Genomic DNA, 23,893 nt, shown 5'->3' on the forward strand with positions numbered 1-23,893 from the left:
ATTTTCTTTTGTGACAAAGGCTTATGCTGTGTTTTTGCACAGGTGTGACCGCAAATATAGCGGATGGTGCCTGCGGCTTGATAAATGTGCAGGAAATTGCCTGATTTCCTGGCCTGTGCCGGCCTCTTCGCGGGCTCGCCCGCTCCCACAGGCCTGCGCAAGCCTGAAGACCGTGGGGTTTCTGTGGGAGCGGGCGTGCCCGCGAAGCAGCCAAAGAGATTGACCCTGCTTTTCACCCGCGCCATGCTGCCCTCTCCCCTCCCCCACCGCACGATAGACCATGCTCACCTGGCTGACCCGCGACTCGCTGACCTTCCCGCCCCTGGAAAAGGCCCTGCACGACCCCAACGGCCTGCTGGCCGCTGGCGGCGACCTGAGCCCCGAGCGCCTGGTGCAGGCCTACCGCCATGGCTGTTTCCCGTGGTACCAGGACGGCCAGCCCATTCTGTGGTGGTCACCCGACCCGCGCACGGTGCTGCTGCCCGACCAACTGCACGTTTCCCGCTCGCTGGCCAAGCTGATACGCCAAGGCCGCTACCAGGTCAGCTTCGACACCGACTTTGCCGCCGTCATCGCTGCCTGCGCCGCACCACGCGACTACGCCGACGGCACCTGGATCACCGACACCATGCGCAACGCCTACTGCGAACTGTACCGCCGTGGCATCGCGCATTCGGTGGAGGTACGCCAGGACGGCGAGCTGGTCGGCGGCCTGTACGGCCTGGCCATGGGCCAGCTGTTCTTCGGCGAATCGATGTTCAGCCGCGCCGACAACGCCTCCAAGGTCGGCTTCGTGACCTTGGTCAACCACCTACGTGAAGCCGGGTTCGTGCTGATCGACTGCCAGATGCCCACCAACCACCTGCACAGCCTGGGCGCCCATGCCATCAGCCGCGCCGAGTTCGCCGGCTACCTGGCACGCCACCTCGACCAGCCCAACAGCGCAACGTGGGTTGCCTAGGCGAGTTGCCATAGCTGGCTTACACTTAAAACAAAGTCTCACCGAAGGGGTTGATCATGACAGAGTTGGCGCGCTTGAAGTTTTATGCCACTCAGCCCCACTCCTGCAGCTACCTGCCTGACGAGCAGGCGACCACACTGTTCCTCGACCCCAGCCAGCCGATGGACGTAAAGGTGTACGCCGACCTGTCGGAAATGGGCTTTCGGCGCAGTGGCGACCACCTGTACCGCCCCCACTGCCAGAACTGCAACGCCTGTGTGCCGGCGCGCATCCCGGCGGCGCGCTTTATTCCCAACCGCCAGCAACGGCGCATTCTCAAGCGCAATGCCGACCTGACCGTGAGCGCGGCGCGCCCCACGTTCAAGGAGGAGTACTTCGAGCTGTACCGGCGCTATATCGAAACGCGCCACGCCGACGGTGACATGTACCCGCCCAGCCGTGATCAGTTTTCCACCTTTCTGGTACGCGACCTGCCGTTCTGCTGGTTCTACGAGTTCCGCCTGGAAGGCCGGTTGATGGCGGTGGCCGTGTGCGACCTGCTGCCCAACGGCCTGTCGGCGGTGTACACCTTCTACGAGCCGGACGAGGAGCGACGCAGCCTTGGCCGCTTCGCCATCCTCTGGCAGATCACCGAAGCCGTGCGCCAGGACCTGGAGGCGGTTTACCTGGGCTACTGGATCAAGAACTGCAAGAAAATGAACTACAAGACGCAGTATCGGCCTATCGAGCTGCTGATAAACCAGCGCTGGGTCACCCTTAACTGAAAGCATTGGCTTGACACGCAGATTTCCGGCATAATCGGCGCCACTTTTTTGCCCGGTGCGGATATGCGTCGGGCTAACACTGGATCCGAGGGCTCAACTGCATGTCGAAAGAAGACAGCTTCGAAATGGAAGGTACTGTCGTCGACACCCTGCCCAACACCATGTTCCGCGTGGAGTTGGAAAACGGGCACGTCGTAACCGCGCACATCTCCGGAAAGATGCGCAAAAACTACATCCGTATTCTCACTGGCGACAAGGTCCGCGTCGAGCTGACGCCCTACGACCTGAGCAAGGGCCGCATCACCTACCGTGCGCGCTAAGCTCCAGCCATGAAAAAGCCCGGCCATGTGCCGGGCTTTTTTGTGCCTGTGAAATTGTACGGTTGCAACCCTCTCTGTGGGAGCGGACTTGCCCCGCGAAGCAGGCCCCGCGGCGCATGGCACCGGCTTCGCCGGTGTTCGCGGGGCAAGCCCGCTCCCACAGGGCCTCGCTTGTCAGGCAACCTCAGCCGTGGTCTCGAAGTCGAACACCAGTTCGCCATCGCGCAGGTCGATGTGCACCACACCGCCATGCTCGGCCAGTTCGCCAAACAGGATCTCCTCGGCCAACGGCCGTTTGATCTTGTCCTGGATCAGCCGCGCCATCGGCCGCGCGCCCATCTGCACATCGTAGCCCGACGCCGCCAGCCAGCCGCGGGCGTCATCACTGACTTCCAGCAGCACACGCTTGTCTTCCAGCTGCGCCTGCAGTTCGATAAGGAACTTGTCGACGATGCTCTTGATCGTCTCGTGGCTCAGGCGGCCGAACTGGATGATGGTGTCCAGGCGGTTGCGGAACTCTGGCGTGAAGCTCTTGCGGATGACTTCCATGGCATCGGACGCATGGTCCTGATGGGTGAAGCCGATCGAGGCCCGTGCCGCGGTTTCCGCGCCAGCGTTGGTGGTCATGATCAAAATCACGTTACGGAAGTCGGCCTTGCGCCCGTTGTTGTCGGTCAGGGTACCGTGGTCCATCACCTGCAGCAGCAGGTTGAAGACTTCCGGGTGGGCCTTCTCGATTTCATCGAGCAGCAAGACGCAGTGCGGTTGCTTGGTGATCGCCTCGGTCAACAAGCCACCCTGGTCAAAGCCAACGTAACCAGGAGGCGCACCGATCAGGCGGGACACCGTGTGGCGCTCCATGTACTCGGACATGTCGAAACGCACCAGCTCCACACCCAGCGCCTTGGCCAGCTGCCGCGCCGCTTCGGTCTTGCCGACGCCGGTTGGGCCGGCGAACAGGAACGAACCGACAGGCTTGTCTGGCGCCTTGAGGCCGGCACGGGACAGCTTGATGGCAGTCGACAGCGAATCGATCGCCTGGTCCTGGCCAAACACGGTCAGTTTCAGGTCACGCTCGAGATTACGCAGCAGCTCTTTGTCGGAACTGCTGACATGCTTCGGCGGAATGCGCGCAATCTTGGCAACGATGTCCTCGACCTGCGGCACGTCGATGCGTTTGACGCGGTTGGCTTCCGGCTGCAGGCGCTGGTAGGCACCCGCTTCGTCGATCACGTCGATGGCCTTGTCCGGCATGTGCCGGTCATTGATGTAGCGCGAGGCCAGTTCGGCGGCGGCGCGCAGGGCTTCGTCGCTGTACTCGATGTTGTGGTGGCTCTCGAAGCGCCCTTTAAGGCCGCGCAGAATGCCCACGGTGTCTTCGACCGACGGCTCGCTGACATCCACCTTCTGGAAGCGCCGTGCCAAGGCACGATCCTTCTCGAAGATGCCGCGAAACTCCTGGAAGGTGGTGGAGCCAATGCAACGGATCTCACCCGACGACAGCAACGGTTTGAGCAGGTTGGAGGCATCCATCACCCCGCCCGACGCCGCACCGGCACCGATGATGGTGTGGATTTCGTCGATGAACAGGATCGCCTGCGGGCGCTTGCGCAGCTCGCCGAGCAGCGCCTTGAAGCGTTTCTCGAAGTCACCGCGGTACTTGGTACCGGCCAGCAGTGCGCCAAGGTCGAGGGAGTACACCACGCTCTGCGCCAGCAGGTCGGGCACCTGGCCATCGACAATGCGCTTGGCCAGGCCTTCGGCGATGGCGGTTTTGCCCACGCCCGCCTCACCCACCAGCAGCGGGTTGTTCTTGCGCCGGCGGGCAAGGATTTGCGCCACGCGCTCAACTTCCTGCTCGCGACCTACCAGCGGGTCGATACGGCCGGCACGGGCCAGCTCGTTCAGGTTGCTGGCATAAGCGTCCAGCGGGTTGCTCGACGAGGACGTTTCGCCGCCCTCTTCGTCCTGCATTTCCTGATCGCTGTCAGCGTGCGAACCATGGCCAGGCACCTTGGAGATGCCATGGGCGATGTAGTTCACGACGTCGATGCGGGCCACGCTCTGTTGCTTGAGCAGGAATACGGCCTGGCTTTCCTGTTCGCTGAAGATCGCCACCAGCACGTTGGCGCCGGTCACTTCGCGCTTGCCAGAGCTTTGCACGTGGAACACGGCACGCTGCAGCACGCGCTGGAAGCCCAGGGTCGGCTGGGTTTCACGGTCTTCATCGTTGACAGGGATCAACGGGGTGGTGGAATCGATGAACTCTTGCAGGTCGTGCTTGAGCTTGTCGAGATTGGCGCCACAGGCGCGCAGAACGGTCGCGGCAGCCTCATTGTCAAGGAGTGCCAGCAGCAGATGTTCGACGGTCATGAACTCATGACGTTTCGAACGGGCCTCCTTGAAGGCCAGATTGAGGGTGACTTCGAGCTCGCGGTTTAACATAGCTTCACCTCATACCCAAGTGGTCGGCGATTAACCGTCCTTCTCGATTTCACAGAGTAGCGGATGCTGGCTTTCCCTGGCGTATTGGTTGACCTGCATAGCCTTTGTTTCGGCGATGTCACGGGTAAACAATCCGCACACTGCCCGCCCTTCTGTATGGACGGTCAGCATGATCTTGGTCGCCAGCTCGCGGTTCAGACTGAAGAACGTCTCGAGCACTTCGACGACGAAATCCATTGGCGTGTAGTCATCGTTGAACAAAACCACCTTGTACATCGGTGGCGCCTGCAGGATCGGCTTGGCTTCCTGGACTGCAAGACCCGAGCCGTCGTCCTCATTCGTTTGCGGGCGATCCTGATTGAATGTTAGTCGAATCTCACTAGGTGCATGCATGGAAAGAATTTCATCATGAGCGTCAGGTTAAGGTTGTGGGTTGACGGCACAGGCCGCATCCAGCGCAGGCGCCGGGCGACCTTGACTATCGGCAAAACGGTGTTACAACCAATAAGAACCCACCGTGGTCGATAAAGATCCGCGCAGTCAACTAGATTTTTCGCAAGGTTCGTATGCGGATGAAGTGGATGATACTCCAGTGATGGAGTCCTTTGCAGAGGGACATAGGGATGGCAAGCGGTAAAGTCAAGTGGTTCAACAATGCCAAGGGCTATGGGTTCATCAATGAAGAAGGTAAATCCGATGACCTGTTCGCCCATTATTCGGCCATCCGAATGGACGGATACAAGACCCTCAAGGCAGGCCAGTGCGTAGTGTTCGACATCGTACAGGGCCCCAAAGGTCTGCACGCCGTCGACATCAAAGACGCTGCGGTGGCCGCGGCAGAGGGTGCCAGAACCCTGGGCGAGCCGCAGAGCGAAACTGCCAAAGCCTGACTGCCTGCGCTGTGCCGGTATACGAAACAACCGGCCGCTTCTTTACCTGGAAGCGGCCGGTTTTGCATTGCCTACATATGCTTGATCATTTCATCGCCAAAGCCTGAACTGCTCACCAGCGTGGCGCCGTCCATCAGGCGCTCAAAGTCGTAGGTCACGGTCTTGGCACCGATCGCACCGTTGGTGCCTTTGATGATCAGGTCGGCCGCCTCGGCCCAGCCCATGTGCCGCAGCATCATCTCTGCCGAGAGAATCACCGAGCCAGGGTTCACTTTGTCCTGCCCGGCATACTTGGGCGCGGTGCCGTGGGTAGCCTCGAACATGGCCACGGTGTCGGACAGGTTGGCCCCCGGCGCGATGCCGATACCGCCCACTTCCGCCGCCAGGGCGTCGGACAGGTAGTCACCGTTGAGGTTGAGGGTGGCGATCACGTCGTACTCGGCCGGGCGCAGCAGGATCTGCTGCAGCATGGCGTCGGCGATGGCGTCCTTGACGATGACCTCGCGGCCGGTCTTGGGGTTCTTGAACTTCATCCACGGGCCGCCATCGAGCAATTCGGCACCAAACTCGTCCCTGGCCACCTCGTAGCCCCAGTCCTTGAAGGCCCCCTCGGTGAACTTCATGATGTTGCCCTTGTGCACCAGGGTCAGCGATTCGCGGTCGTTGTCCACCACGTACTGCAGGGCCTTGCGCACCAGGCGCTTGGTGCCCTCGCGGGATACCGGCTTGACGCCGATGCCGCAGTCCTGGTCGAAGCGGATCTTGGTGACGCCCATTTCCTCCTTGAGGAACTTGATCACCTTGTTCGCCTCAGGCGAACCGGCCTTCCACTCGATACCGGCATAGATGTCCTCGGAGTTTTCCCGGAAGATCACCATGTCGACATCACCGGGCTTTTTCACCGGGCTCGGCACACCCTGGAACCACAGTACCGGGCGCAGGCACACGTACAAGTCCAGTTGCTGGCGCAGGGCCACGTTGAGCGAACGGATGCCACCCCCCACCGGGGTGGTCAGGGGGCCCTTGATCGACACCACGTAATCACGCACGGCATCGAGGGTTTCCTGCGGCAACCAGGTGTCCTGGTCGTACACCTGGGTGGCTTTTTCGCCAGCATACACCTCCATCCAGGCGATCTTGCGCTTGCCGCCGTAGGCCTTCTGCACGGCGGCATCGACCACTTTGATCATGACCGGCGAGACGTCCACGCCAATCCCGTCGCCTTCGATATAAGGAATGATGGGGTTGTCAGGAACGTTGAGCGAATGGTCTGCATTGACGGTGATCTTGGTGCCGTCGGTCGGAACCTTGATTTTCTGGTATCCCATGCTTGCACTACTCCGCTGTCGGGTGTGATTGGACATCGTGCGATCCACTGAGCCTAAACCACATCTGCCGACCTGCAAGGCATGCGACAACCGGCCACATTGCCGCTACGTCTTTGGTCTTATAAATGGGCCGATATCACTTGGCCTTGCTGATTAGCCCGAATGGTTTGGTATACTCCGCCGCGACCGAAGGGTCATCGGGGCGAATCCCAGGAAAATGCGGACCGCCCTAGGCCAGCAATGGCCACAAAGCCTGGGCTGTTACCGCACCCCAGCACTTGACGCTCGACTGATGCATCCACCATCACCGCTCGCAGCCTCTCGACTTTCCGCTCATGGCGCTGCCAGGGCGATGCGCCTACCCTGCGCACCACGAGACTCGAGCACGCTCAGCACACAGAGAGTTAACCCGCATGCCCACCCGTTCCAAGATCATCTATACCTTCACCGACGAAGCCCCCGCCCTCGCCACCTACTCGCTGCTGCCGATCGTCGAAGCCTTCACCGCTTCGGCCGACATCGCCGTCGAAACTCGCGACATCTCCCTGGCCGGCCGTATCCTCGCCGCCTTCCCGGAGCAACTGGGCGCAGAGAAGCGAGTAGGCGATCACCTGGCGGAACTGGGCCAGCTGGCTACCACCCCTGAAGCCAACATCATCAAGCTGCCGAACATCAGCGCCTCGGTACCGCAGCTCAAGGCCGCGATCAAGGAACTGCAAGGCAAGGGCTTCAACATCCCTGACTACGCCGACGAGCCGGCCACCGCGGACGAAAAAGAGTCCCGCGCCCGCTACGACCGCATCAAGGGCTCCGCCGTGAACCCGGTGCTGCGCGAAGGCAACTCTGACCGCCGCGCGCCGCTGTCGGTCAAGAACTACGCCCGCAAGCACCCGCACAAGATGGGCGCCTGGTCCGCTGACTCCAAGTCGCACGTTGCCCACATGACCCAGGGCGACTTCTACGGCAGCGAAAAAGCCGCACTGATCGAAGCTGACGACAGCCTGCGCATCGAGCTGGTTGGCAAAGACGGCAGCACCACCGTCCTGAAAGAAAAAACCGCCGTCAAGGCCGCCGAAATCATCGACTGCGCCACCATGAGCCGCAAGGCCCTGAAAGCCTTCATCGCCGAGCAGATCGCTGATGCCAAGGCCGCCGGCGTGCTGCTGTCGGTGCACCTGAAAGCCACCATGATGAAGGTTTCCGACCCGATCATGTTCGGCGTCATCGTCGAAGAGTTCTACAACGACGTGCTGACCAAGCACGCCGCAGCCCTGGCCGAAGTAGGCTTCAACGCCAACAACGGTATCGGCGACCTGTACGCCCGCATCAAGGACCTGCCAGCCGACAAGCAGGCCGAGATCGAGGCTGACATCCAGGCCCTGTACGCCCAGCGCCCGGCCCTGGCCATGGTCAACTCCGACAAAGGCATCACCAACCTGCACGTGCCGAGCGACGTGATCGTCGACGCCTCGATGCCGGCCATGATCCGTGACTCGGGCAAGATGTGGAACACCGCCGGTGAACTGCAAGACGCCAAGGCCGTGATCCCGGACCGTTGCTACGCCGGTATCTACCAAGCCACCATCGAAGACTGCAAGCAGCACGGCGCCTTCGACCCGACCACCATGGGCAGCGTGCCGAACGTTGGCCTGATGGCGCAAAAAGCCGAAGAGTACGGTTCCCACGACAAGACCTTCCAGATCAAGGCCGACGGCGTCGTGCGCGTGGTCGATGGCAAAGGCAACGTTGTGCTGGAGCAGAACGTCGAAGCCGGTGACATCTTCCGCATGTGCCAGACCAAAGACGCGCCGATCCAGGACTGGGTCAAGCTGGCTGTCAACCGTGCCCGCCTGAGCAACACCCCTGCGGTGTTCTGGCTGGACCCGGCCCGCGCCCACGACGGCGTGATGATCGAGAAGGTGCAGCAGTACCTGAAGGATCACGACACCACTGGCCTGGACATCCGTGTTCTGGCTCCGGTCGACGCCATCAAGTTCTCCCTGGCCCGCATCCGCGAAGGCAAGGACACCATTTCGGTGACCGGCAACGTGCTGCGCGACTACCTGACCGACCTGTTCCCGATCATGGAACTGGGCACCAGCGCCAAGATGCTGTCGATCGTGCCGCTGATGAACGGTGGTGGCCTGTTCGAGACCGGCGCCGGCGGTTCGGCGCCCAAGCACGTGCAGCAGCTGGTTGAAGAGAACTTCCTGCGTTGGGACTCGCTGGGTGAATTCCTGGCCCTGGCCGCTTCCCTGGAGCACCTGGGCAACACCTACGACAACCCGCGCGCCAAGGTTCTGGCCAGCACCCTGGACCAGGCCACCGGCAAGTTCCTCGACACCAACAAGTCGCCTTCGCGCAAAGTTGGCGGTATCGACAACCGCGGCAGCCACTTCTACCTGACCCTGTACTGGGCTGAAGCCCTGGCCGCTCAAACCGACGACGCTGCGCTGCAAGCGCGCTTCGCACCGCTGGCAAAAACCCTGGCCGAGAACGAAGCGACCATCGTCGCCGAGCTCAACGCCGTTCAGGGCAAGCCGGCCGATATCGGTGGCTACTATGCCCCGGATGCCGAGCTGACCGCCAAGGTGATGCGCCCAAGCCAGACCCTGAACAGCGCCATTGCTGCCCTGTAAGGTTCGCTTGAAGTAACAGCAAAAACCCCGGCCACGCACCGGGGTTTTTGCGTTCTGGACATTGGGGCTGCTTTGCGGGCCATCGCCGGCAAAGCGGTCCCGACCCTCTGAAAGGACACCGCAAATGACCTGGCAACCCCACATCACCGTCGCCACCATCGTCGAGCACGAGGGCAAGTTCCTCTTCGTCGAAGAATTCAAAGCCGGCCTGCACGTCTTCAATCAGCCCGCCGGCCACCTGGAGCCCAACGAAACCTTGCCCCAGGCCGCGCTGCGCGAAACCCTGGAAGAAACCGCCTGGGAAGTCGAGCTCACCGGCGTGGTCGGTATCTATCTCTACACTGCCCCCAGCAACGGCGTGACCTACCAGCGCATCTGCTTTGCTGCCCGCCCGGTGTGCCATCACGCCGACCTGGCGCTGGACAGCGACATCGTCCGCGCCGTGTGGCTGACCCGCGACGAGCTGCTGGCCGACCCGGCCCGCTGGCGCAGCGAGCTGGTGCCACGTTGCCTTGACGACTACCTCAAAGGCCCCTTGCACAGCCTTACCCTGCTACGCGACTGACGCGTCGCCACGGGTTTGATAGAATCGACGTTTTTCCCTTGATACACACCGGTAACCATGACCAGCCCAGCACTCAAAGACCCCGCCAAGACCCGCGTCATCGTCGGCATGTCCGGCGGCGTGGACTCTTCCGTCTCCGCCCTTCTGCTCATCGAGCAGGGCTACCAGGTGGAAGGGCTGTTCATGAAGAACTGGGAAGAAGACGACGGCACCGAATACTGCACCGCCCGTGAAGACCTGGCCGACGCCCAGGCCGTCTGCGACCGCATCGGCATCAAGCTGCACACCGCCAACTTCGCCGCCGAATACTGGGACAACGTGTTCGAGCACTTCCTTGAAGAATACAAGGCCGGCCGCACGCCCAACCCGGACATCCTCTGCAACCGCGAAATCAAGTTCAAGGCGTTCCTCGACTACGCCCTGTCACTGGGTGCCGACCTGATCGCCACCGGCCACTACGTGCGCCGTCGTGACACTGGCGCGCTCACCGAACTGCTCAAGGGCCTGGACCCGAACAAGGACCAGAGCTACTTCCTGCACGCCGTCGGCGGGAAGGAAATTGCCCGCACCCTGTTCCCGGTCGGTGAGCTGGAAAAACCGGCAGTGCGCGCCATCGCCGAAAAACACGGCCTGGCCACCGCCAAGAAAAAAGATTCCACCGGCATCTGCTTCATTGGCGAGCGCCGCTTCAGCGACTTCCTCAAGCAGTACCTGCCAGCCCAGCCGGGCAACATCGAAACCACCGAAGGTGAAGTGATCGGCCGCCACCATGGCCTGATGTACCACACCATCGGCCAGCGCCAGGGCCTTGGCATCGGCGGCCTGAAGGATGCCGGTGACGAGCCGTGGTACGTGCTGCACAAGGACCTGGCCCGCAACGTGCTGGTGGTCGGCCAGGGTAACGAACACCCTTGGCTGTTCTCCCGCGCCCTGCTCGCCTCGGACATCTTCTGGGTCAACCCCATCGACCTCAGCAGCCCGCGCCAGCTCACCGCCAAGGTCCGCTACCGCCAGAGCGACCAGCAGTGCACCCTGGCGCTTACGGCCAGCGGCTACTGCGCTGTGTTCGACGAACCGCAACGCGCCGTTACCCCAGGCCAGTCGGTAGTGTTCTATGACGGTGAAGTATGCCTGGGCGGCGGCGTGATCGAAGCCGCCGAGCCCTGGAGCCCGCGCGCATGAGCAACCTGCAGGAGCAGCTGATTGCATTGGGCGGTGTGTTTCAGGCCGCCGTATTGGTAGACCGCATCGCCCGCACCGGCCAGGCCAGTGAGGCCAACATCGGCTGCATGCTCGGCAGCCTGCTGGTCCGCGACCCCAAGAACACCCTGGAGGTGTTCGGCGGTGACGACCTGAACCTGCGTGACGGCTACCGTGCGCTGGCCGGTGCCCTGGAGCGCGACCCCAGCAGCCTGCAGCGCGAGCCACTGCGCTATGCCCTGTCGATGCTGGGCCTGGAGCGCCAGCTGAACAAACGTGGCGACCTGCTCGACACCATCGGCAACCGCCTGCCACAAATCCAGTCCCAGGCTGACCATTTTGGCCTGGTTCACGAAAACGTCATTGCTTCCAGTGGAGCCTTGTACCAGGACACCCTGAGCACCCTGCGCCAGCGTATTCAGGTGCATGGCGACATGCGCTTCCTGCAGCAGGCCAGCAACGCCTCGAAAATCCGCGCCCTGCTGCTGGCCGGTATCCGCGCCGCACGCCTGTGGCGCCAGCTGGGCGGTCACCGCTGGCAGCTGGTGTTCAGCCGGCGCAAGCTGCTGAACGAACTGTACGACATGATGCGCAGCGCCAGCTGAGGGGCTGCGCTGATCCTTGTGGGAGCGGGCTTGCCCGCGAAGCAGGCGACTCGGTGGATGGCACCGGCTTCGCCGGTGTTCGCGGGCAAGCCCGCTCCCACAGGGTTTGCCACCAGCATCAAATAGGCCCGACCTTTGGTCAGCCACCCGACCTCGGCGTATTTTTCATGTATGATATGCGCCCTCCAAAAGCCTGACTGTCCGAGAACACCCCATGCAGCTCTCTTCGCTCACTGCGGTTTCCCCTGTAGACGGCCGTTATGCCGGCAAAACCCAGGCCTTGCGCCCCATTTTCAGCGAATTCGGCCTGATCCGTTTCCGCGCCCTGGTCGAAGTGCGCTGGCTGCAGCGCCTGGCCGCCCACCCGCAGATCGGCGAAGTGCCGGCGTTCACCGCCGAAGCCAATGCCCTGCTGGACAACCTGGCCACCGATTTCAAACTTGAGCACGCCGAGCGCGTCAAGGAAATCGAGCGCACCACCAACCACGACGTCAAGGCGATCGAATACCTCCTCAAGGAGCAGGCTGCCAAGCTGCCTGAGCTGGCCAAGGTCAGCGAGTTCATCCACTTCGCCTGCACCAGCGAAGACATCAACAACCTGTCCCACGCGCTGATGCTGCGCGCCGGCCGTGACGACGTGCTGCTGCCACTGATGCGCCAGATCGCCGACGCCATCCGCACCCTGGCCCACACACACGCCGCCGTGCCAATGCTGTCGCGCACCCACGGCCAGCCGGCTTCGCCGACTACCCTGGGTAAAGAGCTGGCCAACGTCGTGTATCGCCTGGAGCGCCAGATCGCCCAGGTCGCTGCCGTACCACTGCTGGGCAAGATCAACGGCGCCGTGGGCAACTACAACGCCCACCTGTCGGCCTACTCGCAGATCGACTGGGAAGAGAACGCCCGCGCCTTCATCGAAGACGAGCTGGGCCTGCAGTTCAACCCGTACACCACCCAGATCGAGCCGCACGACTACATCGCCGAGCTGTTCGACGCCATCGCCCGCTTCAACACCATCCTGATCGACTTCGACCGTGATGTGTGGGGCTACATCTCGCTGGGCTACTTCAAGCAGAAGACCGTTGCCGGCGAAATCGGCTCCTCGACCATGCCGCACAAGGTCAACCCGATCGACTTCGAAAACTCCGAAGGCAACCTGGGTATCGCCAATGCGTTGTTCCAGCACCTGGCCAGCAAGCTGCCGATCTCGCGCTGGCAGCGCGACCTGACCGACTCCACCGTGCTGCGCAACCTGGGCGTGGGCTTTGCCCACAGCGTCATTGCCTACGAAGCCAGCCTGAAAGGCATCGGCAAGCTGGAAGTCAACGAAGCCCGCATCGCCGCCGACCTGGACGCCTGCTGGGAAGTGCTGGCCGAGCCGATCCAGACCGTGATGCGCCGCTTCAACATCGAAAACCCCTACGAGAAGCTCAAAGAGCTGACCCGTGGCAAGGGCATCACCCCGGACGCGCTGCTCACCTTCATCGACGGCCTCGACATGCCAGCCGAAGCCAAGGCCGAGCTCAAGCAGCTGACCCCCGCTACCTACATCGGTAACGCGGCAGCCCAGGCCAAACGCATCTAAGCTGACCGTCGCATACAACGCCCGGCCTGGCCGGGCGTTTTTATTCCCGGACGAAAACTACGTTTTTTCAATAGGTTGAACATGAATCCTGATACTCCACTGCAGCTGCTCGGCGGCATCTCGGCCCGCGAATTCATGCGCGACTACTGGCAGAAGAAGCCCCTGCTGGTGCGCCAGGCCTTCCCGGACTTCATCAGCCCGATCGACCCCGACGAACTGGCTGGCCTGGCCCTGGAAGAGGAAGTCGAGTCGCGTATCGTGCTTGAACACGGTGCACACCCGTGGGAGCTGCGCCGCGGCCCGTTCAATGAAGACACCTTCGCCGAGCTGCCGGAAAAGGACTGGACCCTGCTGGTACAGGCCGTGGACCAGTTCGTCCCGGAAGTGGCCGAACTGCTGGAAAACTTCCGCTTCCTGCCCAGCTGGCGTATCGACGATGTGATGATCAGCTTCGCCGCCCCCGGTGGCAGCGTTGGCCCGCACTTCGACAATTACGACGTGTTCCTGCTGCAGGGCCACGGCCAGCGCAACTGGAAGATCGGCCAGATGTGCAGCAGCGACAGCCCGCTGCTGGAGCACGCCGACCTGCGTATCCTTGCCGACTTCGAGCAGAGCGGCGAATGGACCCTGGAACCAGGTGACATGCTCTACCTGCCGCCACGCCTGGCCCACTACGGTGTAGCCGTGGACGACTGCCTGACCTACTCGGTCGGCTTCCGCGCGCCAAGCGCCGCCGAAGTACTGACCCACTTCACCGATTTCCTGGGCCAGTTCCTGCCGGACGAAGAACGCTACAGTGACGCCGACGCCCAGCCGGTCAGCGACCCACACCAGATCCAGCACGACGCCCTCGACCGCCTCAAGGCCCTGCTCGACAAGCACATGGGCGACAAGGACCTGCTGCTGACCTGGTTCGGCCAGTTCATGACCGAGCCGCGTTACCCCGAACAGATCGTTGGCGAAGAGCTGAGCGAGCAGGAGCTGGTCGACGCCCTCGAGCAAGGCGCCATCCTGATCCGCAACCCGAGCGCCCGCATGGCCTGGTCAGAGTTCGAAGACGACTTGCTGCTGTTCGCCAGCGGCCGTAGCTGCCCACTGCCAGGCAAACTGCGCGAGCTGCTGAAGCTGGTGTGCGCGGCCGATGCCCTGCATGTCGACAACCTCGCCGAGTGGCTGCAGGATGAAGATGGCCTTATGCTTGTACAGCAGCTGGTCAAACAAGGAAGCCTGGGATTCGCCAATGAATAAGATCAGCGTTCGCCTTGCCGACTGGCACAAAGACAACGCCGACATCCGCCGTATCCGTGAAGCGGTGTTCGTCGCCGAGCAGCACATTCCACCAGAGCTGGAGTTCGATTCGGAAGATCAGGACGCCGTCCACTTCCTGGCCCAGGAAGGCGACTATCCGATTGGTACCGCGCGCCTGCTGGCTGACGGCACCATCGGTCGCATCTCCGTGCTCAAGGACTGGCGGGGCCTGAAGGTTGGCGATGCGTTGGTCAATGCAGTCATCGTCGAAGCACAGAACCGCGACCTGAAGCAGCAGACGCTCAGCGCCCAGGTGCACGCCACCCCGTTCTACGAGCGGCTGGGCTTTCGCGTGGTCAGCGAGGAATTCCTCGAAGCCGGCATCCCGCACGTGGACATGGTGCGCGACTCGCACGCCTGATCCATGACCAGCCCACAGGGGCCCCATACATCTGCAAATTGTGGGGGCCCTTGTGGCAGCGGGTTCAACCGGGAAAGGGCCGGAACAGGCCCAAGATACTTCCCCTGACAAAAACCTGTACATCCATCCAGATAAAACTTGCCTCCGCGCCCCCGCTTGCGCATCCTAGTGCCCATCACCCCCGATGAAGCGTTCCCGGCCATGCGCCTGTTCCTCTGCGAAAAACCCTCACAGGCAAAAGACATCGCCAAAGTGCTTGGCGCCACTCGCAAGGGCGACGGCTGCTGGCAAGGTACCGATGTCTGCGTAACCTGGTGCATCGGCCATCTGCTGGAAACCGCCCCGCCCGACAGCTACGACGAACGCTACAAGCGCTGGAACCTGGCCGACCTGCCGATCATCCCGGACACGTGGAAGATGCTGGTCAAGCCCAAAACCGCCAGCCAGTTCAAGGCGGTGAAGCGCCTGCTCGGCGAAGCCCGGGAGCTGATAATTGCCACCGATGCCGACCGCGAAGGCGAAATGATCGCCCGCGAGCTGGTCGAGCATTGCCGCTACCGCGGCCCGGTGCAGCGCCTTTGGCTGTCGGCGCTGGATGACACCTCCATCCGCAAGGCCCTGGCGCGCCTGCTGCCAGGCCACGAAACGTTCAACCTGTACCACTCGGCGCTGGGCCGCTCCCGCGCCGACTGGCTCATCGGCATGAACATGAGCCGGCTGTTCACCCTGCTTGGCCGCCAATCCGGCTACCAGGGCGTGCTGCCGGTGGGGCGGGTGCAAACACCCACCTTGCGCCTGGTGGTCGACCGCGACCGCAGCATTGCCGACTTCGTGCCGGTGCCGTTCTGGGCCATCGACGTACAGCTTGAACACGCAGGCCAACGTTTCAACGCCCAATGGCGTGCACCCGAAGATGCCTGCGACGATCAGGGCCGCTGCCTGAACCAGGGTTTGGCGCAACAGGCTGCTACCGCCATCGGTAATGCCGGTACGGCCCGGGCCGTCAAGGTGACCACCGAGCGCATGCGTGAAGCCGCGCCCCTGCCCTTCGACCTCGGCACCCTGCAGGAGCTGTGCTCGAAAAAGTTCGGCCTGGGCGCCCAGGAAACCCTCGACATCGCTCAGGCCCTGTACGAGACCCACAAGCTGATCACCTACCCGCGCAGCGATTGCGGCTACCTGCCACAAAGCCAGCACGCCGAGGCCCCCGCCATCCTGGCTGCCCTGCAACGGGCCGATGCCAGCCTGGCGCCGCTACAGCCCTACCTGGAGCCCCAACGCCGCTCGCGGGCATGGAACGACGCCAAGGTCAGCGCCCACCACGGCATCATCCCCACCGCCGCCGCCAGCGACCCCTCACGCCTGCCGGCCAAGCACAAGGCGGTGTACACGCTTATCCGCGCCCGCTACCTGGCCCAGTTCCTGCCCAATCATGAGTACGACCGCACCCAGGCCGACTTCGACTGTGCCGGCCATGCCTTGCGCGCAGTGGGCAAGCAGATCGTCGAACCGGGTTGGCGCCGCGCCCTGCCCGAGGCGCTGACCCCGGCAAAAGGCCGCGAAGCACCGCCGGCCCAGGTGCTGCCCGTGCTGCGCGAAGGCCAGGACTGCACCGTGCAAGGCCTGCAACTGAAAGACCTGTGGACCCAGCCGCCCAAGCCGTTCACTGAAGGCGACCTGATCAAGGCCATGAAAAACGTGGCCAAGCTGGTGGACGACCCGCGCCTTAAGCAGAAGCTCAAGGAAACCACCGGCATCGGCACCGAGGCCACCCGCGCCAGCATCATCCAGGGCTTGCTCGACCGCGGCTACCTGGTGAAGAACGGCAAGGCGCTCGCGGCCACACCCGCGGCCTTCAGCCTGATTGATGCCGTACCCCGCGCCATCGCCGACCCTGGCACCACGGCGATCTGGGAGCAGGCGCTGGACATGGTGCAAAGCGGCGAGATGAGCCTGGAAGAATTCGTGGCCCGGCAGTCGGCGTGGATGGGCAAACTGGTGGAACGTTGCAGCGGCATGCGCATGACCATCAGCGGGCCGGCAGCCGGGGCAGCACCGCCCTGGAAGAAGAAGCGTCGCGGTGGCAGTGGAAAAAGCAAAGCGGCCGGAAGCAAGTCGGCAGCGGGCAAGCCGCGCCAGCCCCGGAAAAAAGCGACAACCTGAAACTTCTGCACTGGCTTGCCAGCGATAGGGCCTGCTCAGGCAGCACATTAATAACAGGCAAACGACTAAACCCTGCCTGACACATTGGCGCTATGAAATTTCCCTGCTAAGTTTTCATGAAAATAATCACAATAATTTTCACGAGGCTTCTGCATGTTCAAACAATCCGCCCAGCACGTCGCCAGCTACTACGCCCAGACCTACCCCGCCAACATTCCGCTGCGTCCTACCCTGCAAGGCCTCCACGACACTGATGTGCTGATCATCGGCGCCGGCTTCAGTGGCCTGCATACCGCCCTGCGCCTGACCCAGGCCGGCAAGCGCGTCACATTGCTGGAGGCCAGCCGCGTGGCCTGGGCTGCCTCCGGGCGCAATGGCGGCCAGGCGCTGCTGGGCTGGTCCTGCGACATGCCGCCACTGGAAAAAGCCCTGGGCCTGGAACGTACCCAGCGCCTGTGGGCGAGCATGTGCTGGGCCGCCGACGAACTGCGCGAGCTGCCCCAGCGCCATGGTTTCGATATCGACTACAGGCTGGGCAGCCTATGGACCGCCGTGCTGCCGCGCCGGGTGAAAATGCTTGAAGAAGCCCTGCACGATGCCGAAAGCAAATGGGGCTCCGACGCCCTGCGCCTGATCAGCCGCGACGAGCTGCCGCAATGGATCGACAGCCCGCGTTACCAGGCTGCGCTCTACGACGCCAAAGGCGCCCACCTCAACCCGCTGAAGCTGGCCCAAGGTCTGGCCAGCACCCTCGAAGCGGGTGGTGGGCACATCTACGAACAAAGCCGGGTACTCAGTTATCAAAAAGCCGGCAACGGCTATGTTGCCCGCACAGACAACGGCGAAGTGCGCTGCCAGGTGTTGGTGCTGGCCTGCAACGCCTACATCGACCGCCTCGACCCCGGCCTGTCGCGGCGCCTGTTGCCAGTCGGTTCCTACCAGGTCGCCACCGCACCACTGGACGCCGACTTCGCCCGCTCACTGCTGCCGCGCAACAGCTGCGTGATCGACAACCAGTTCGTACCCGACTACTTGCGCCTCACCCCGGACCACCGCCTGCTGTTCGGTGGCGGCTGCACTTACCTGGGCGGCATTCCCAAGGACGTCGCCAGCGCCACGCGCCCTTACCTGGAGCGGGTGTTCCCGCAACTGGCCGGGGTAGCCATTGACTATGCCTGGGGCGGCCATATCGATTGCAGCACCCGGCGCACCCCTGACGTCGGCCGCGAAGACCAGCGCTATTGGCTGCAGGGTTTCTCCGGCCACGGCATACTGCCTACCCTGGCCGCGGCGCGAGCGGTCAGCGATGCCATCCTCGGTGACGACGACCTGTTGGCGTTGTACCAAAGCATCGACAATGGCCGGTTCCCCGGCGGGGACCTGCTCGCAGCACCGCTGGAAGCCGCCGCCAAAGCCTGGTACAGACTGCGCGACACTGTCTGAAGACGACCGGCGCTTGCTGCGCCGGAATCTCTCCTATTCTCAATAGCTCCCTTCGGTTCCTGCAGACAGGAGACACGATCATGAGCCATGTAACCACGAAGGACGGCGTGCAGATTTTCTACAAGGACTGGGGCCCACGCGACGCCCCGGTCATCCACTTCCACCACGGCTGGCCGCTGAGCGCAGATGACTGGGATGCCCAGATGCTGTTCTTTCTCGCCCAGGGCTACCGCGTTGTAGCCCATGACCGGCGTGGTCATGGCCGTTCCAGCCAGGTATGGGACGGCCACGACATGGACCACTACGCCGATGATGTGGCAGCCGTGGTTGCCCACCTGGGTGTCCAGGGCGCCGTGCATGTCGGCCACTCCACCGGCGGTGGCGAGGTGGTGCGTTACATGGCCCGCTACCCTCAGGACAAGGTGGCCAAAGCGGTGCTGATCGCCGCCGTGCCGCCACTGATGGTGCAAACGCCCGACAACCCTGGCGGCCTGCCCAAGTCGGTGTTCGATGACTTCCAGGCCCAGGTCGCCAACAACCGTGCGCAGTTTTACCGGGATGTACCGGCCGGGCCGTTCTACGGCTACAACCGCCCCGGTGTCGAAGCCAGCGAGGGCATCATCGCCAACTGGTGGCGCCAGGGCATGATCGGCAGCGCCAAGGCCCATTACGATGGCATCGTGGCGTTTTCCCAGACCGATTTCACCGAAGACCTCAAAGGCATAAACCAGCCGGTACTGGTGATGCATGGGGACGATGACCAGATCGTGCCGTATGAAAACTCTGGGGTGCTTTCGGCGAAGCTGCTGCCCAATGGCACGTTGAAAACCTACGAAGGTTACCCGCATGGCATGCCGACTACCCATGCCGATGTGATCAATGCGGATTTGCTGGCGTTTATCCGTAGCTGATGTGATCACCTGTAACGGCCCTTTCGCGGGTAAACCCGCTCCCACAGGTACAGCGCTGCCACAGGTTCGACGCTGAACCTGTGGGAGCGGGTTTACCCGCGAAGAGGCCGCCACTGGCAACACACCCCTCCCAGGATTACCATGTCACCCTTCTAGCGCGGCCTTTTGCCGCACCTTGCCTCCCTGCCTGCCAAGACCCCCATGCCCTTCGAACTCACCGTAGAACCCTTAACCCTGCTGATTCTGGCCCTGGTCGCCTTCGTCGCCGGTTTCATCGATGCCATCGCCGGTGGCGGGGGCCTGCTCACCACCCCGGCCCTGCTCACTGCCGGCATGCCACCGCACCTGGTGCTGGGCACCAACAAACTCAGTTCCACCTTCGGTTCGGCCACCGCAGGTTTCACCTACTACAAGCGCAAACTGTTCCACCCGGCGCAGTGGCGCCCGGCGTTGTTCGCCACCTTGACCGGGGCGTTGCTCGGCGCGGTCATCGCCCACTACATGCCAGCCGAATGGCTGAACAAGATGCTGCCGGTAATCGTGTTCGCCTGTGGCATCTACCTGCTGTTCGGCGGCACACCCAAGGCCCCGCTGGATGCCGATGCACCCATCAAGAAGAAGTGGCAGGTACCGCAAGGCTTCACCCTGGGCTTCTACGACGGCGTCGCAGGGCCAGGCACCGGAGCGTTCTGGACGGTCAGCACCCTGCTGCTGTACCCCATCGACCTGGTCCGCGCCAGCGGGGTGGCGCGCAGCATGAACTTCGTCAGCAACATCGCGGCGCTGACGGTGTTCGTCATTTCCGGGCAGGTGGATTACATCGTCGGCCTGTGCATGGGCCTGTCGGTCATGGTGGGCGCCTTCTTCGGCGCACGCACGGCGATCAGCGGCGGCAGCAAATTCATCCGCCCGGTGTTCATCACCGTGGTGCTGGCACTGACTGTGCGCCTAGCGTGGCAGCACTGGTTCGGGCAAGCCTAAACGCCTGGCCACATACAGATCGATCAGGTACCGGGCAATGGACCGCCCGGCCGGCAGCGGCGGCAGGTCGTGGACGCTGAACCACTGGGCATCCTCGATCTCGTCCGGCTGCATGACTATCTCGCCCCCGGCATATTCGGCATGGAAACCCAGCATCATGGAATGCGGGAACGGCCAGCACTGGCTGCCGACGTACTGGATATTCTGCACGTCCACGGCCACTTCCTCGCGCACTTCGCGCACCAGGCAGTCTTCGGCCGACTCACCCGGCTCGGCAAAACCCGCCAGGGTGCTGTACACACCGGTGACGAAGCGCGGCGAGCGCGCCAGCAAGATTTCATCACCACGGGTCACCAGCACGATCATGCTCGGCGAAATACGCGGGTAGCTGCGCAGGTCGCACGGCTGGCAGTACATCGCCCGCTCCCAGTGAATTTGTGTCATCGCCTGGCCACAGCTGCCGCAGAAACGGTGCTCGCGGGCCCAGGTGCCGATCTGCGCGGCGTAACCCAGTACTTTGTAGGTGTCGAAGTCGCCTTCGAGCATGAACGCACGCAGCCCACGCCAGCTGCAGCCGGGCACATCGGTGGCGCTGCGCAGTTCCAGCAAAAATACCGGCTGGCCGTCAAAGTGGCCGATGCCATGCTCGCACAGCACATCGAGGTCCTGGCGCTTCAGCCAGTCGCGGGGGAACAGCGCGCCGTTGTCGTCCACCAGAAACCCTTCCGGGCTGCGGGCCACGGCCACACCCCCGGTGATCTGCGGGTCGAGTACTGCAGTAGTCCAGCGTGCTGACATGTCGGGAGATTCCTTGACTGCGCGTCCCCCGGCCCGATCAGTCGGCGAACGTCGGTTTCTGTTTGCTCATGTGCGCCGCCACGGCCACGCGCAGGTCTTCGGACTGCAGCATCGCGGCGTTCCAGGTGGCGATGTAGTCCAGGCCATCGTCAATGCGATGGTCACGCATGTAGCTGAGCATTTCCTTGGTGCCGGCCACGGCGATCGGTGATTTTGCAGCAATCTCGCGGGCGATGGCAAAGACACCGTCCATCAGTGCGGCCTGATCATCATAGACCCGGTTGACCAAGCCGATGCGCAGGGCCTCGTCGGCCGCAACGTTGCGCCCGGTGAAGGCCAGCTCGCGCATCATGCCGTCGCCAATGATACGTGGCAAACGTTGCAATGTGCCGACGTCGGCGGCCATGCCCATGTCGATTTCCTTGATCGAGAACTGCGCGTCGCTGCTGCAGTAGCGCATGTCACATGCGGAGATGAGGTCGATGGCGCCGCCGATGCAGTAGCCCTGCACGGCCGCCAGCACTGGCTTGCGGCATTTGTCCACGGCGGTGAACGAGGCTTGCAGGCGCTGGATGGTGCTACGCAGAAAGCGCGCATTGCGCCCCACGTCCTTGCCCATTTGCCCAGCCAGCGAGGCCAGCATCATCAGGTCGATACCTGCGGAAAAATGCTTGCCGGCACCACTGATCACTACCGCCCGCACGGCATCGGTGTCGTCGACCCACTGGAAGATAGTGATGATCTCTTCCCAGAAGGCCGCGTTCATCGCGTTGACCTTTTCCGGGCGATTGATCTGAACGTGGGCGATGTTGTCGGTCAGTTCAACCTTGAACGCACTGTACTCGGTCACGGGCGGCACTCCTGCGGGTGAAGGATTCATGGCGTGGATGGTAACCCAGCCCGATGGCCGTACTTGTGCCAAAAACGGGACTCCACGCCTTGCCTAAGACGCGCCAATCCGGCACCGTGCGCCATCGCCGAATCATAAGGATACATATTCATGCCACGCTCCCTGTCCGGCGCCCTCGCCCATGGTTTTCTGGGCCAGTCGCCGCTTTGGTACAAGGTGGTCATCTGCCTGTTCCTGGTGCTCAACCCGCTGCTGCTGGTTACCGTTGGCCCGGTTGCAGCCGGCTGGGCGCTGGTGCTCGAGTTCATTTTCACTTTGGGCATGGCGCTGAAGTGTTACCCGCTGATGCCGGGCGGCCTGCTGCTGATCGAAGCCTTGCTGTTGCAGATGACCACGCCACAGGCGCTGTATGAGGAACTGCAACACAACTTCCCGGTGATCCTGCTGCTGATGTTCATGGTCGCCGGCATCCATTTCATGAAGGAGCTGCTGCTGTTCCTGTTCTCGCGCATTTTGCTCGGGGTGCGCTCGAAGGCAATTCTGGCGTTGCTGTTCTGCGTGCTGTCGGCGTTTCTGTCGGCGTTTCTCGATGCGCTGACCGTGACGGCGGTGATCATCAGCGCTGCGGTCGGCTTCTACGCCGTGTACCACCGCGTCGCGTCTGGCGCCAACCCACGCGAGGAAAGCGCGCTGGACAGCGACCAGCAGATCGCCCACCTGCACCGCCAAGACCTCGACCAGTTCCGCGACTTCCTGCGTAGCCTGCTGATGCACGGCGCAGTGGGTACCGCCCTGGGTGGCGTGTGCACGTTGGTGGGCGAGCCACAGAACCTGCTGATCGGCCACGAGATGGGTTGGCACTTCGCCGACTTCTTCTTCAAGGTGGCACCTGTGTCGCTGCCAGTGCTGGGTGCCGGCCTGCTGACCTGTGTGCTGCTGGAAAAACTGCGCCTGTTCGGCTACGGCACCGTGATGCCCGAGCCGGTGCGCCAGGTGCTGGCCGCCTATGCGGCCGAAGACGATGCGGCACGTACCCAGGCCCAGCGCATCGCGCTGTGGGTGCAAGGGTTTGCGGCGCTGATATTGATCGTCTGCCTGGGGCTGCATGTGGCCGAGGTTGGCCTGATCGGCCTGATGGTGATCGTGCTGATCACGGCGTTTACCGGTATCACCGACGAACACCGGCTGGGCCGCGCCTTCCAGGACGCCATGCCGTTCACCTCGTTGCTGGTGGTGTTCTTCGCCGTGGTCGCGGTCATTCATCAGCAGCAGCTGTTCAGCCCATTGATCAGCTGGGTGCTGACACTGCCGGCCGAGCAGCAACCGGGCATGCTCTACCTGGCCAACGGTTTGCTGTCGGCAATCAGCGACAACGTGTTTGTCGCCACCATCTACATAACCGAAGTGAAGCAGGCGTTTCTCAATGGCAGCATGAGCCGCGAGCATTTCGAAACGCTGGCGGTGGCGATCAACACCGGCACCAACCTGCCCAGCGTGGCAACGCCGAATGGGCAGGCAGCGTTCCTGTTCCTGCTGACCTCGGCGATTGCGCCGCTGATCCGGCTGTCGTATGGGCGGATGGTGTGGATGGCCTTGCCCTATACCGTGGTGATGGGTGGGCTGGGTTGGTGGGCGGTGACCTACTGGCTGTGACGTAAACCTGCACTGGCCCCACCTGATCGGCTAATGCGGTCCCCTGTAGGAGCGGCCTTGTGTCGCGAAAGGGCTGCAAAGCAGCCCCGGTCTTTCAGCGCAAATGCACAAATTGCCGGGGCT

General features: G+C 62.8%; 21 protein-coding genes. 16 read left to right on the forward strand and 5 right to left on the reverse strand.

Annotated features, from left to right (window positions below; genetic code table 11):
* The first annotated feature begins 280 nt into the window (after positions 1-280).
* The 3 genes from aat (at position 281) to infA (ending at position 2,045) form a co-directional block, all read left to right on the forward strand.
* Positions 281-961: a leucyl/phenylalanyl-tRNA--protein transferase gene (aat, locus tag ACK1VC_RS09990; RefSeq protein ID WP_060517045.1), complete on the forward strand. Its 681-nt coding sequence runs from the start codon at positions 281-283 to the stop codon at positions 959-961.
* 56 nt (positions 962-1,017) lie between these two features.
* Positions 1,018-1,725, forward strand: a complete 708-nt coding sequence (locus tag ACK1VC_RS09995) for an arginyltransferase (protein WP_016488122.1) — start codon at positions 1,018-1,020, stop codon at positions 1,723-1,725.
* Positions 1,726-1,826: 101 nt separating this feature from the next.
* Entirely contained in the window at positions 1,827-2,045 is a 219-nt protein-coding gene (gene infA, locus ACK1VC_RS10000) for a translation initiation factor IF-1 (protein ID WP_002553999.1), read from the forward strand.
* A 174-nt stretch (positions 2,046-2,219) separates the two neighbouring features.
* Here the strand turns inward: infA and clpA are convergent, their stop codons facing one another.
* Complete coding sequence (gene clpA, locus ACK1VC_RS10005; RefSeq protein ID WP_016488123.1) at positions 2,220-4,490, reverse strand: ATP-dependent Clp protease ATP-binding subunit ClpA; 2,271 nt, start codon at positions 4,488-4,490, stop codon at positions 2,220-2,222.
* A 30-nt stretch (positions 4,491-4,520) separates the two neighbouring features.
* The gene (gene clpS, locus ACK1VC_RS10010) at positions 4,521-4,883 is read right to left on the reverse strand and encodes an ATP-dependent Clp protease adapter ClpS (protein WP_016488124.1); all 363 of its coding nucleotides are present in this window, start codon (positions 4,881-4,883) and stop codon (positions 4,521-4,523) included.
* Between the two features lie 230 nt (positions 4,884-5,113).
* Here clpS and cspD point away from each other — a divergent pair, with 230 nt between their 5' ends.
* Entirely contained in the window at positions 5,114-5,380 is a 267-nt protein-coding gene (cspD, locus tag ACK1VC_RS10015; RefSeq protein WP_016488125.1) for a cold shock domain-containing protein CspD, read from the forward strand.
* Between the two features lie 71 nt (positions 5,381-5,451).
* On the opposite strand, the gene icd is transcribed toward cspD, so the two are convergent.
* Positions 5,452-6,708 (reverse strand): NADP-dependent isocitrate dehydrogenase, encoded by a 1,257-nt coding sequence (gene icd, locus ACK1VC_RS10020; RefSeq protein WP_016488126.1) that lies wholly within the window; start codon positions 6,706-6,708, stop codon positions 5,452-5,454.
* A 413-nt stretch (positions 6,709-7,121) separates the two neighbouring features.
* Here icd and ACK1VC_RS10025 point away from each other — a divergent pair, with 413 nt between their 5' ends.
* From ACK1VC_RS10025 to ACK1VC_RS10075, 11 genes are all read left to right on the forward strand, one after another.
* Positions 7,122-9,347 carry an NADP-dependent isocitrate dehydrogenase gene (locus ACK1VC_RS10025; RefSeq protein WP_060517044.1) on the forward strand — a complete coding sequence of 742 codons (2,226 nt, stop codon included), beginning with the start codon at positions 7,122-7,124 and terminating at the stop codon, positions 9,345-9,347.
* Positions 9,348-9,471: 124 nt separating this feature from the next.
* Positions 9,472-9,912, forward strand: coding sequence for an NUDIX hydrolase (locus tag ACK1VC_RS10030; RefSeq protein ID WP_095115618.1), 441 nt, complete (start codon positions 9,472-9,474; stop codon positions 9,910-9,912).
* Positions 9,913-9,969: 57 nt separating this feature from the next.
* Entirely contained in the window at positions 9,970-11,094 is a 1,125-nt protein-coding gene (gene mnmA, locus ACK1VC_RS10035; protein ID WP_191086787.1) for a tRNA 2-thiouridine(34) synthase MnmA, read from the forward strand.
* Positions 11,091-11,717, forward strand: a complete 627-nt coding sequence (hflD, locus tag ACK1VC_RS10040) for a high frequency lysogenization protein HflD (RefSeq protein WP_016488130.1) — start codon at positions 11,091-11,093, stop codon at positions 11,715-11,717. Before mnmA ends, hflD begins: the two co-directional genes overlap by 4 nt.
* A 214-nt stretch (positions 11,718-11,931) precedes the next feature.
* Positions 11,932-13,302, forward strand: coding sequence for an adenylosuccinate lyase (purB, locus tag ACK1VC_RS10045; RefSeq protein ID WP_024717417.1), 1,371 nt, complete (start codon positions 11,932-11,934; stop codon positions 13,300-13,302).
* An 81-nt stretch (positions 13,303-13,383) separates the two neighbouring features.
* A complete protein-coding gene (locus ACK1VC_RS10050; RefSeq protein ID WP_016488131.1) occupies positions 13,384-14,550 on the forward strand; it encodes a ribosomal protein uL16 3-hydroxylase in 1,167 nt (388 codons plus the stop codon).
* Positions 14,543-14,971: a GNAT family N-acetyltransferase gene (locus tag ACK1VC_RS10055; protein WP_016488132.1), complete on the forward strand. Its 429-nt coding sequence runs from the start codon at positions 14,543-14,545 to the stop codon at positions 14,969-14,971. The genes ACK1VC_RS10050 and ACK1VC_RS10055 overlap by 8 nt, the downstream gene beginning before the upstream one ends.
* 201 nt (positions 14,972-15,172) lie before the next feature.
* A complete protein-coding gene (locus ACK1VC_RS10060; RefSeq protein ID WP_016488133.1) occupies positions 15,173-17,134 on the forward strand; it encodes a DNA topoisomerase III in 1,962 nt (653 codons plus the stop codon).
* Positions 17,135-17,287: 153 nt separating this feature from the next.
* Positions 17,288-18,577: an NAD(P)/FAD-dependent oxidoreductase gene (locus ACK1VC_RS10065; RefSeq protein WP_191086788.1), complete on the forward strand. Its 1,290-nt coding sequence runs from the start codon at positions 17,288-17,290 to the stop codon at positions 18,575-18,577.
* Positions 18,578-18,657: 80 nt separating this feature from the next.
* The gene (locus ACK1VC_RS10070; protein WP_016488135.1) at positions 18,658-19,488 is read left to right on the forward strand and encodes an alpha/beta fold hydrolase; all 831 of its coding nucleotides are present in this window, start codon (positions 18,658-18,660) and stop codon (positions 19,486-19,488) included.
* Positions 19,489-19,689: 201 nt separating this feature from the next.
* Positions 19,690-20,469 carry a TSUP family transporter gene (locus tag ACK1VC_RS10075; protein WP_024717416.1) on the forward strand — a complete coding sequence of 260 codons (780 nt, stop codon included), beginning with the start codon at positions 19,690-19,692 and terminating at the stop codon, positions 20,467-20,469.
* On the opposite strand, the gene nudC is transcribed toward ACK1VC_RS10075, so the two are convergent.
* Together nudC and ACK1VC_RS10085 are read right to left on the reverse strand one after the other, a co-directional pair.
* Entirely contained in the window at positions 20,437-21,267 is an 831-nt protein-coding gene (gene nudC, locus ACK1VC_RS10080; RefSeq protein WP_016488137.1) for an NAD(+) diphosphatase, read from the reverse strand. The genes ACK1VC_RS10075 and nudC overlap by 33 nt on opposite strands.
* A 37-nt stretch (positions 21,268-21,304) precedes the next feature.
* Positions 21,305-22,117 (reverse strand): crotonase/enoyl-CoA hydratase family protein, encoded by an 813-nt coding sequence (locus ACK1VC_RS10085; protein WP_016488138.1) that lies wholly within the window; start codon positions 22,115-22,117, stop codon positions 21,305-21,307.
* Positions 22,118-22,267: 150 nt separating this feature from the next.
* Here ACK1VC_RS10085 and nhaB point away from each other — a divergent pair, with 150 nt between their 5' ends.
* A complete protein-coding gene (gene nhaB / locus ACK1VC_RS10090; protein WP_060517036.1) occupies positions 22,268-23,770 on the forward strand; it encodes a sodium/proton antiporter NhaB in 1,503 nt (500 codons plus the stop codon).
* Positions 23,771-23,893: the final 123 nt, after the last annotated feature.

This window comes from Pseudomonas sp. XP2 (genome assembly GCF_053557975.1).

Excerpts from the sequence above, each read along its gene's own strand:
- ACK1VC_RS10065 (WP_191086788.1), top strand. The coding sequence starts at position 17,288 with ATGTTCAAACAATCCGCCCAGCACGTCGCCAGCTACTACGCCCAGACC.
- mnmA (WP_191086787.1), top strand. The coding sequence starts at position 9,970 with ATGACCAGCCCAGCACTCAAAGACCCCGCCAAGACCCGCGTCATCGTC.
- ACK1VC_RS09995 (WP_016488122.1), top strand. The coding sequence starts at position 1,018 with ATGACAGAGTTGGCGCGCTTGAAGTTTTATGCCACTCAGCCCCACTCC.
- icd (WP_016488126.1), bottom strand. The coding sequence starts at position 6,708 with ATGGGATACCAGAAAATCAAGGTTCCGACCGACGGCACCAAGATCACC.
- ACK1VC_RS10055 (WP_016488132.1), top strand. The coding sequence starts at position 14,543 with ATGAATAAGATCAGCGTTCGCCTTGCCGACTGGCACAAAGACAACGCC.
- nhaB (WP_060517036.1), top strand. The coding sequence starts at position 22,268 with ATGCCACGCTCCCTGTCCGGCGCCCTCGCCCATGGTTTTCTGGGCCAG.
- infA (WP_002553999.1), top strand. The coding sequence starts at position 1,827 with ATGTCGAAAGAAGACAGCTTCGAAATGGAAGGTACTGTCGTCGACACC.
- purB (WP_024717417.1), top strand. The coding sequence starts at position 11,932 with ATGCAGCTCTCTTCGCTCACTGCGGTTTCCCCTGTAGACGGCCGTTAT.
- ACK1VC_RS10025 (WP_060517044.1), top strand. The coding sequence starts at position 7,122 with ATGCCCACCCGTTCCAAGATCATCTATACCTTCACCGACGAAGCCCCC.
- ACK1VC_RS10030 (WP_095115618.1), top strand. The coding sequence starts at position 9,472 with ATGACCTGGCAACCCCACATCACCGTCGCCACCATCGTCGAGCACGAG.
- clpA (WP_016488123.1), bottom strand. The coding sequence starts at position 4,490 with ATGTTAAACCGCGAGCTCGAAGTCACCCTCAATCTGGCCTTCAAGGAG.
- ACK1VC_RS10075 (WP_024717416.1), top strand. The coding sequence starts at position 19,690 with ATGCCCTTCGAACTCACCGTAGAACCCTTAACCCTGCTGATTCTGGCC.
- cspD (WP_016488125.1), top strand. The coding sequence starts at position 5,114 with ATGGCAAGCGGTAAAGTCAAGTGGTTCAACAATGCCAAGGGCTATGGG.
- hflD (WP_016488130.1), top strand. The coding sequence starts at position 11,091 with ATGAGCAACCTGCAGGAGCAGCTGATTGCATTGGGCGGTGTGTTTCAG.
- ACK1VC_RS10050 (WP_016488131.1), top strand. The coding sequence starts at position 13,384 with ATGAATCCTGATACTCCACTGCAGCTGCTCGGCGGCATCTCGGCCCGC.
- clpS (WP_016488124.1), bottom strand. The coding sequence starts at position 4,883 with ATGCATGCACCTAGTGAGATTCGACTAACATTCAATCAGGATCGCCCG.
- ACK1VC_RS10060 (WP_016488133.1), top strand. The coding sequence starts at position 15,173 with ATGCGCCTGTTCCTCTGCGAAAAACCCTCACAGGCAAAAGACATCGCC.
- ACK1VC_RS10070 (WP_016488135.1), top strand. The coding sequence starts at position 18,658 with ATGAGCCATGTAACCACGAAGGACGGCGTGCAGATTTTCTACAAGGAC.
- aat (WP_060517045.1), top strand. The coding sequence starts at position 281 with ATGCTCACCTGGCTGACCCGCGACTCGCTGACCTTCCCGCCCCTGGAA.
- nudC (WP_016488137.1), bottom strand. The coding sequence starts at position 21,267 with ATGTCAGCACGCTGGACTACTGCAGTACTCGACCCGCAGATCACCGGG.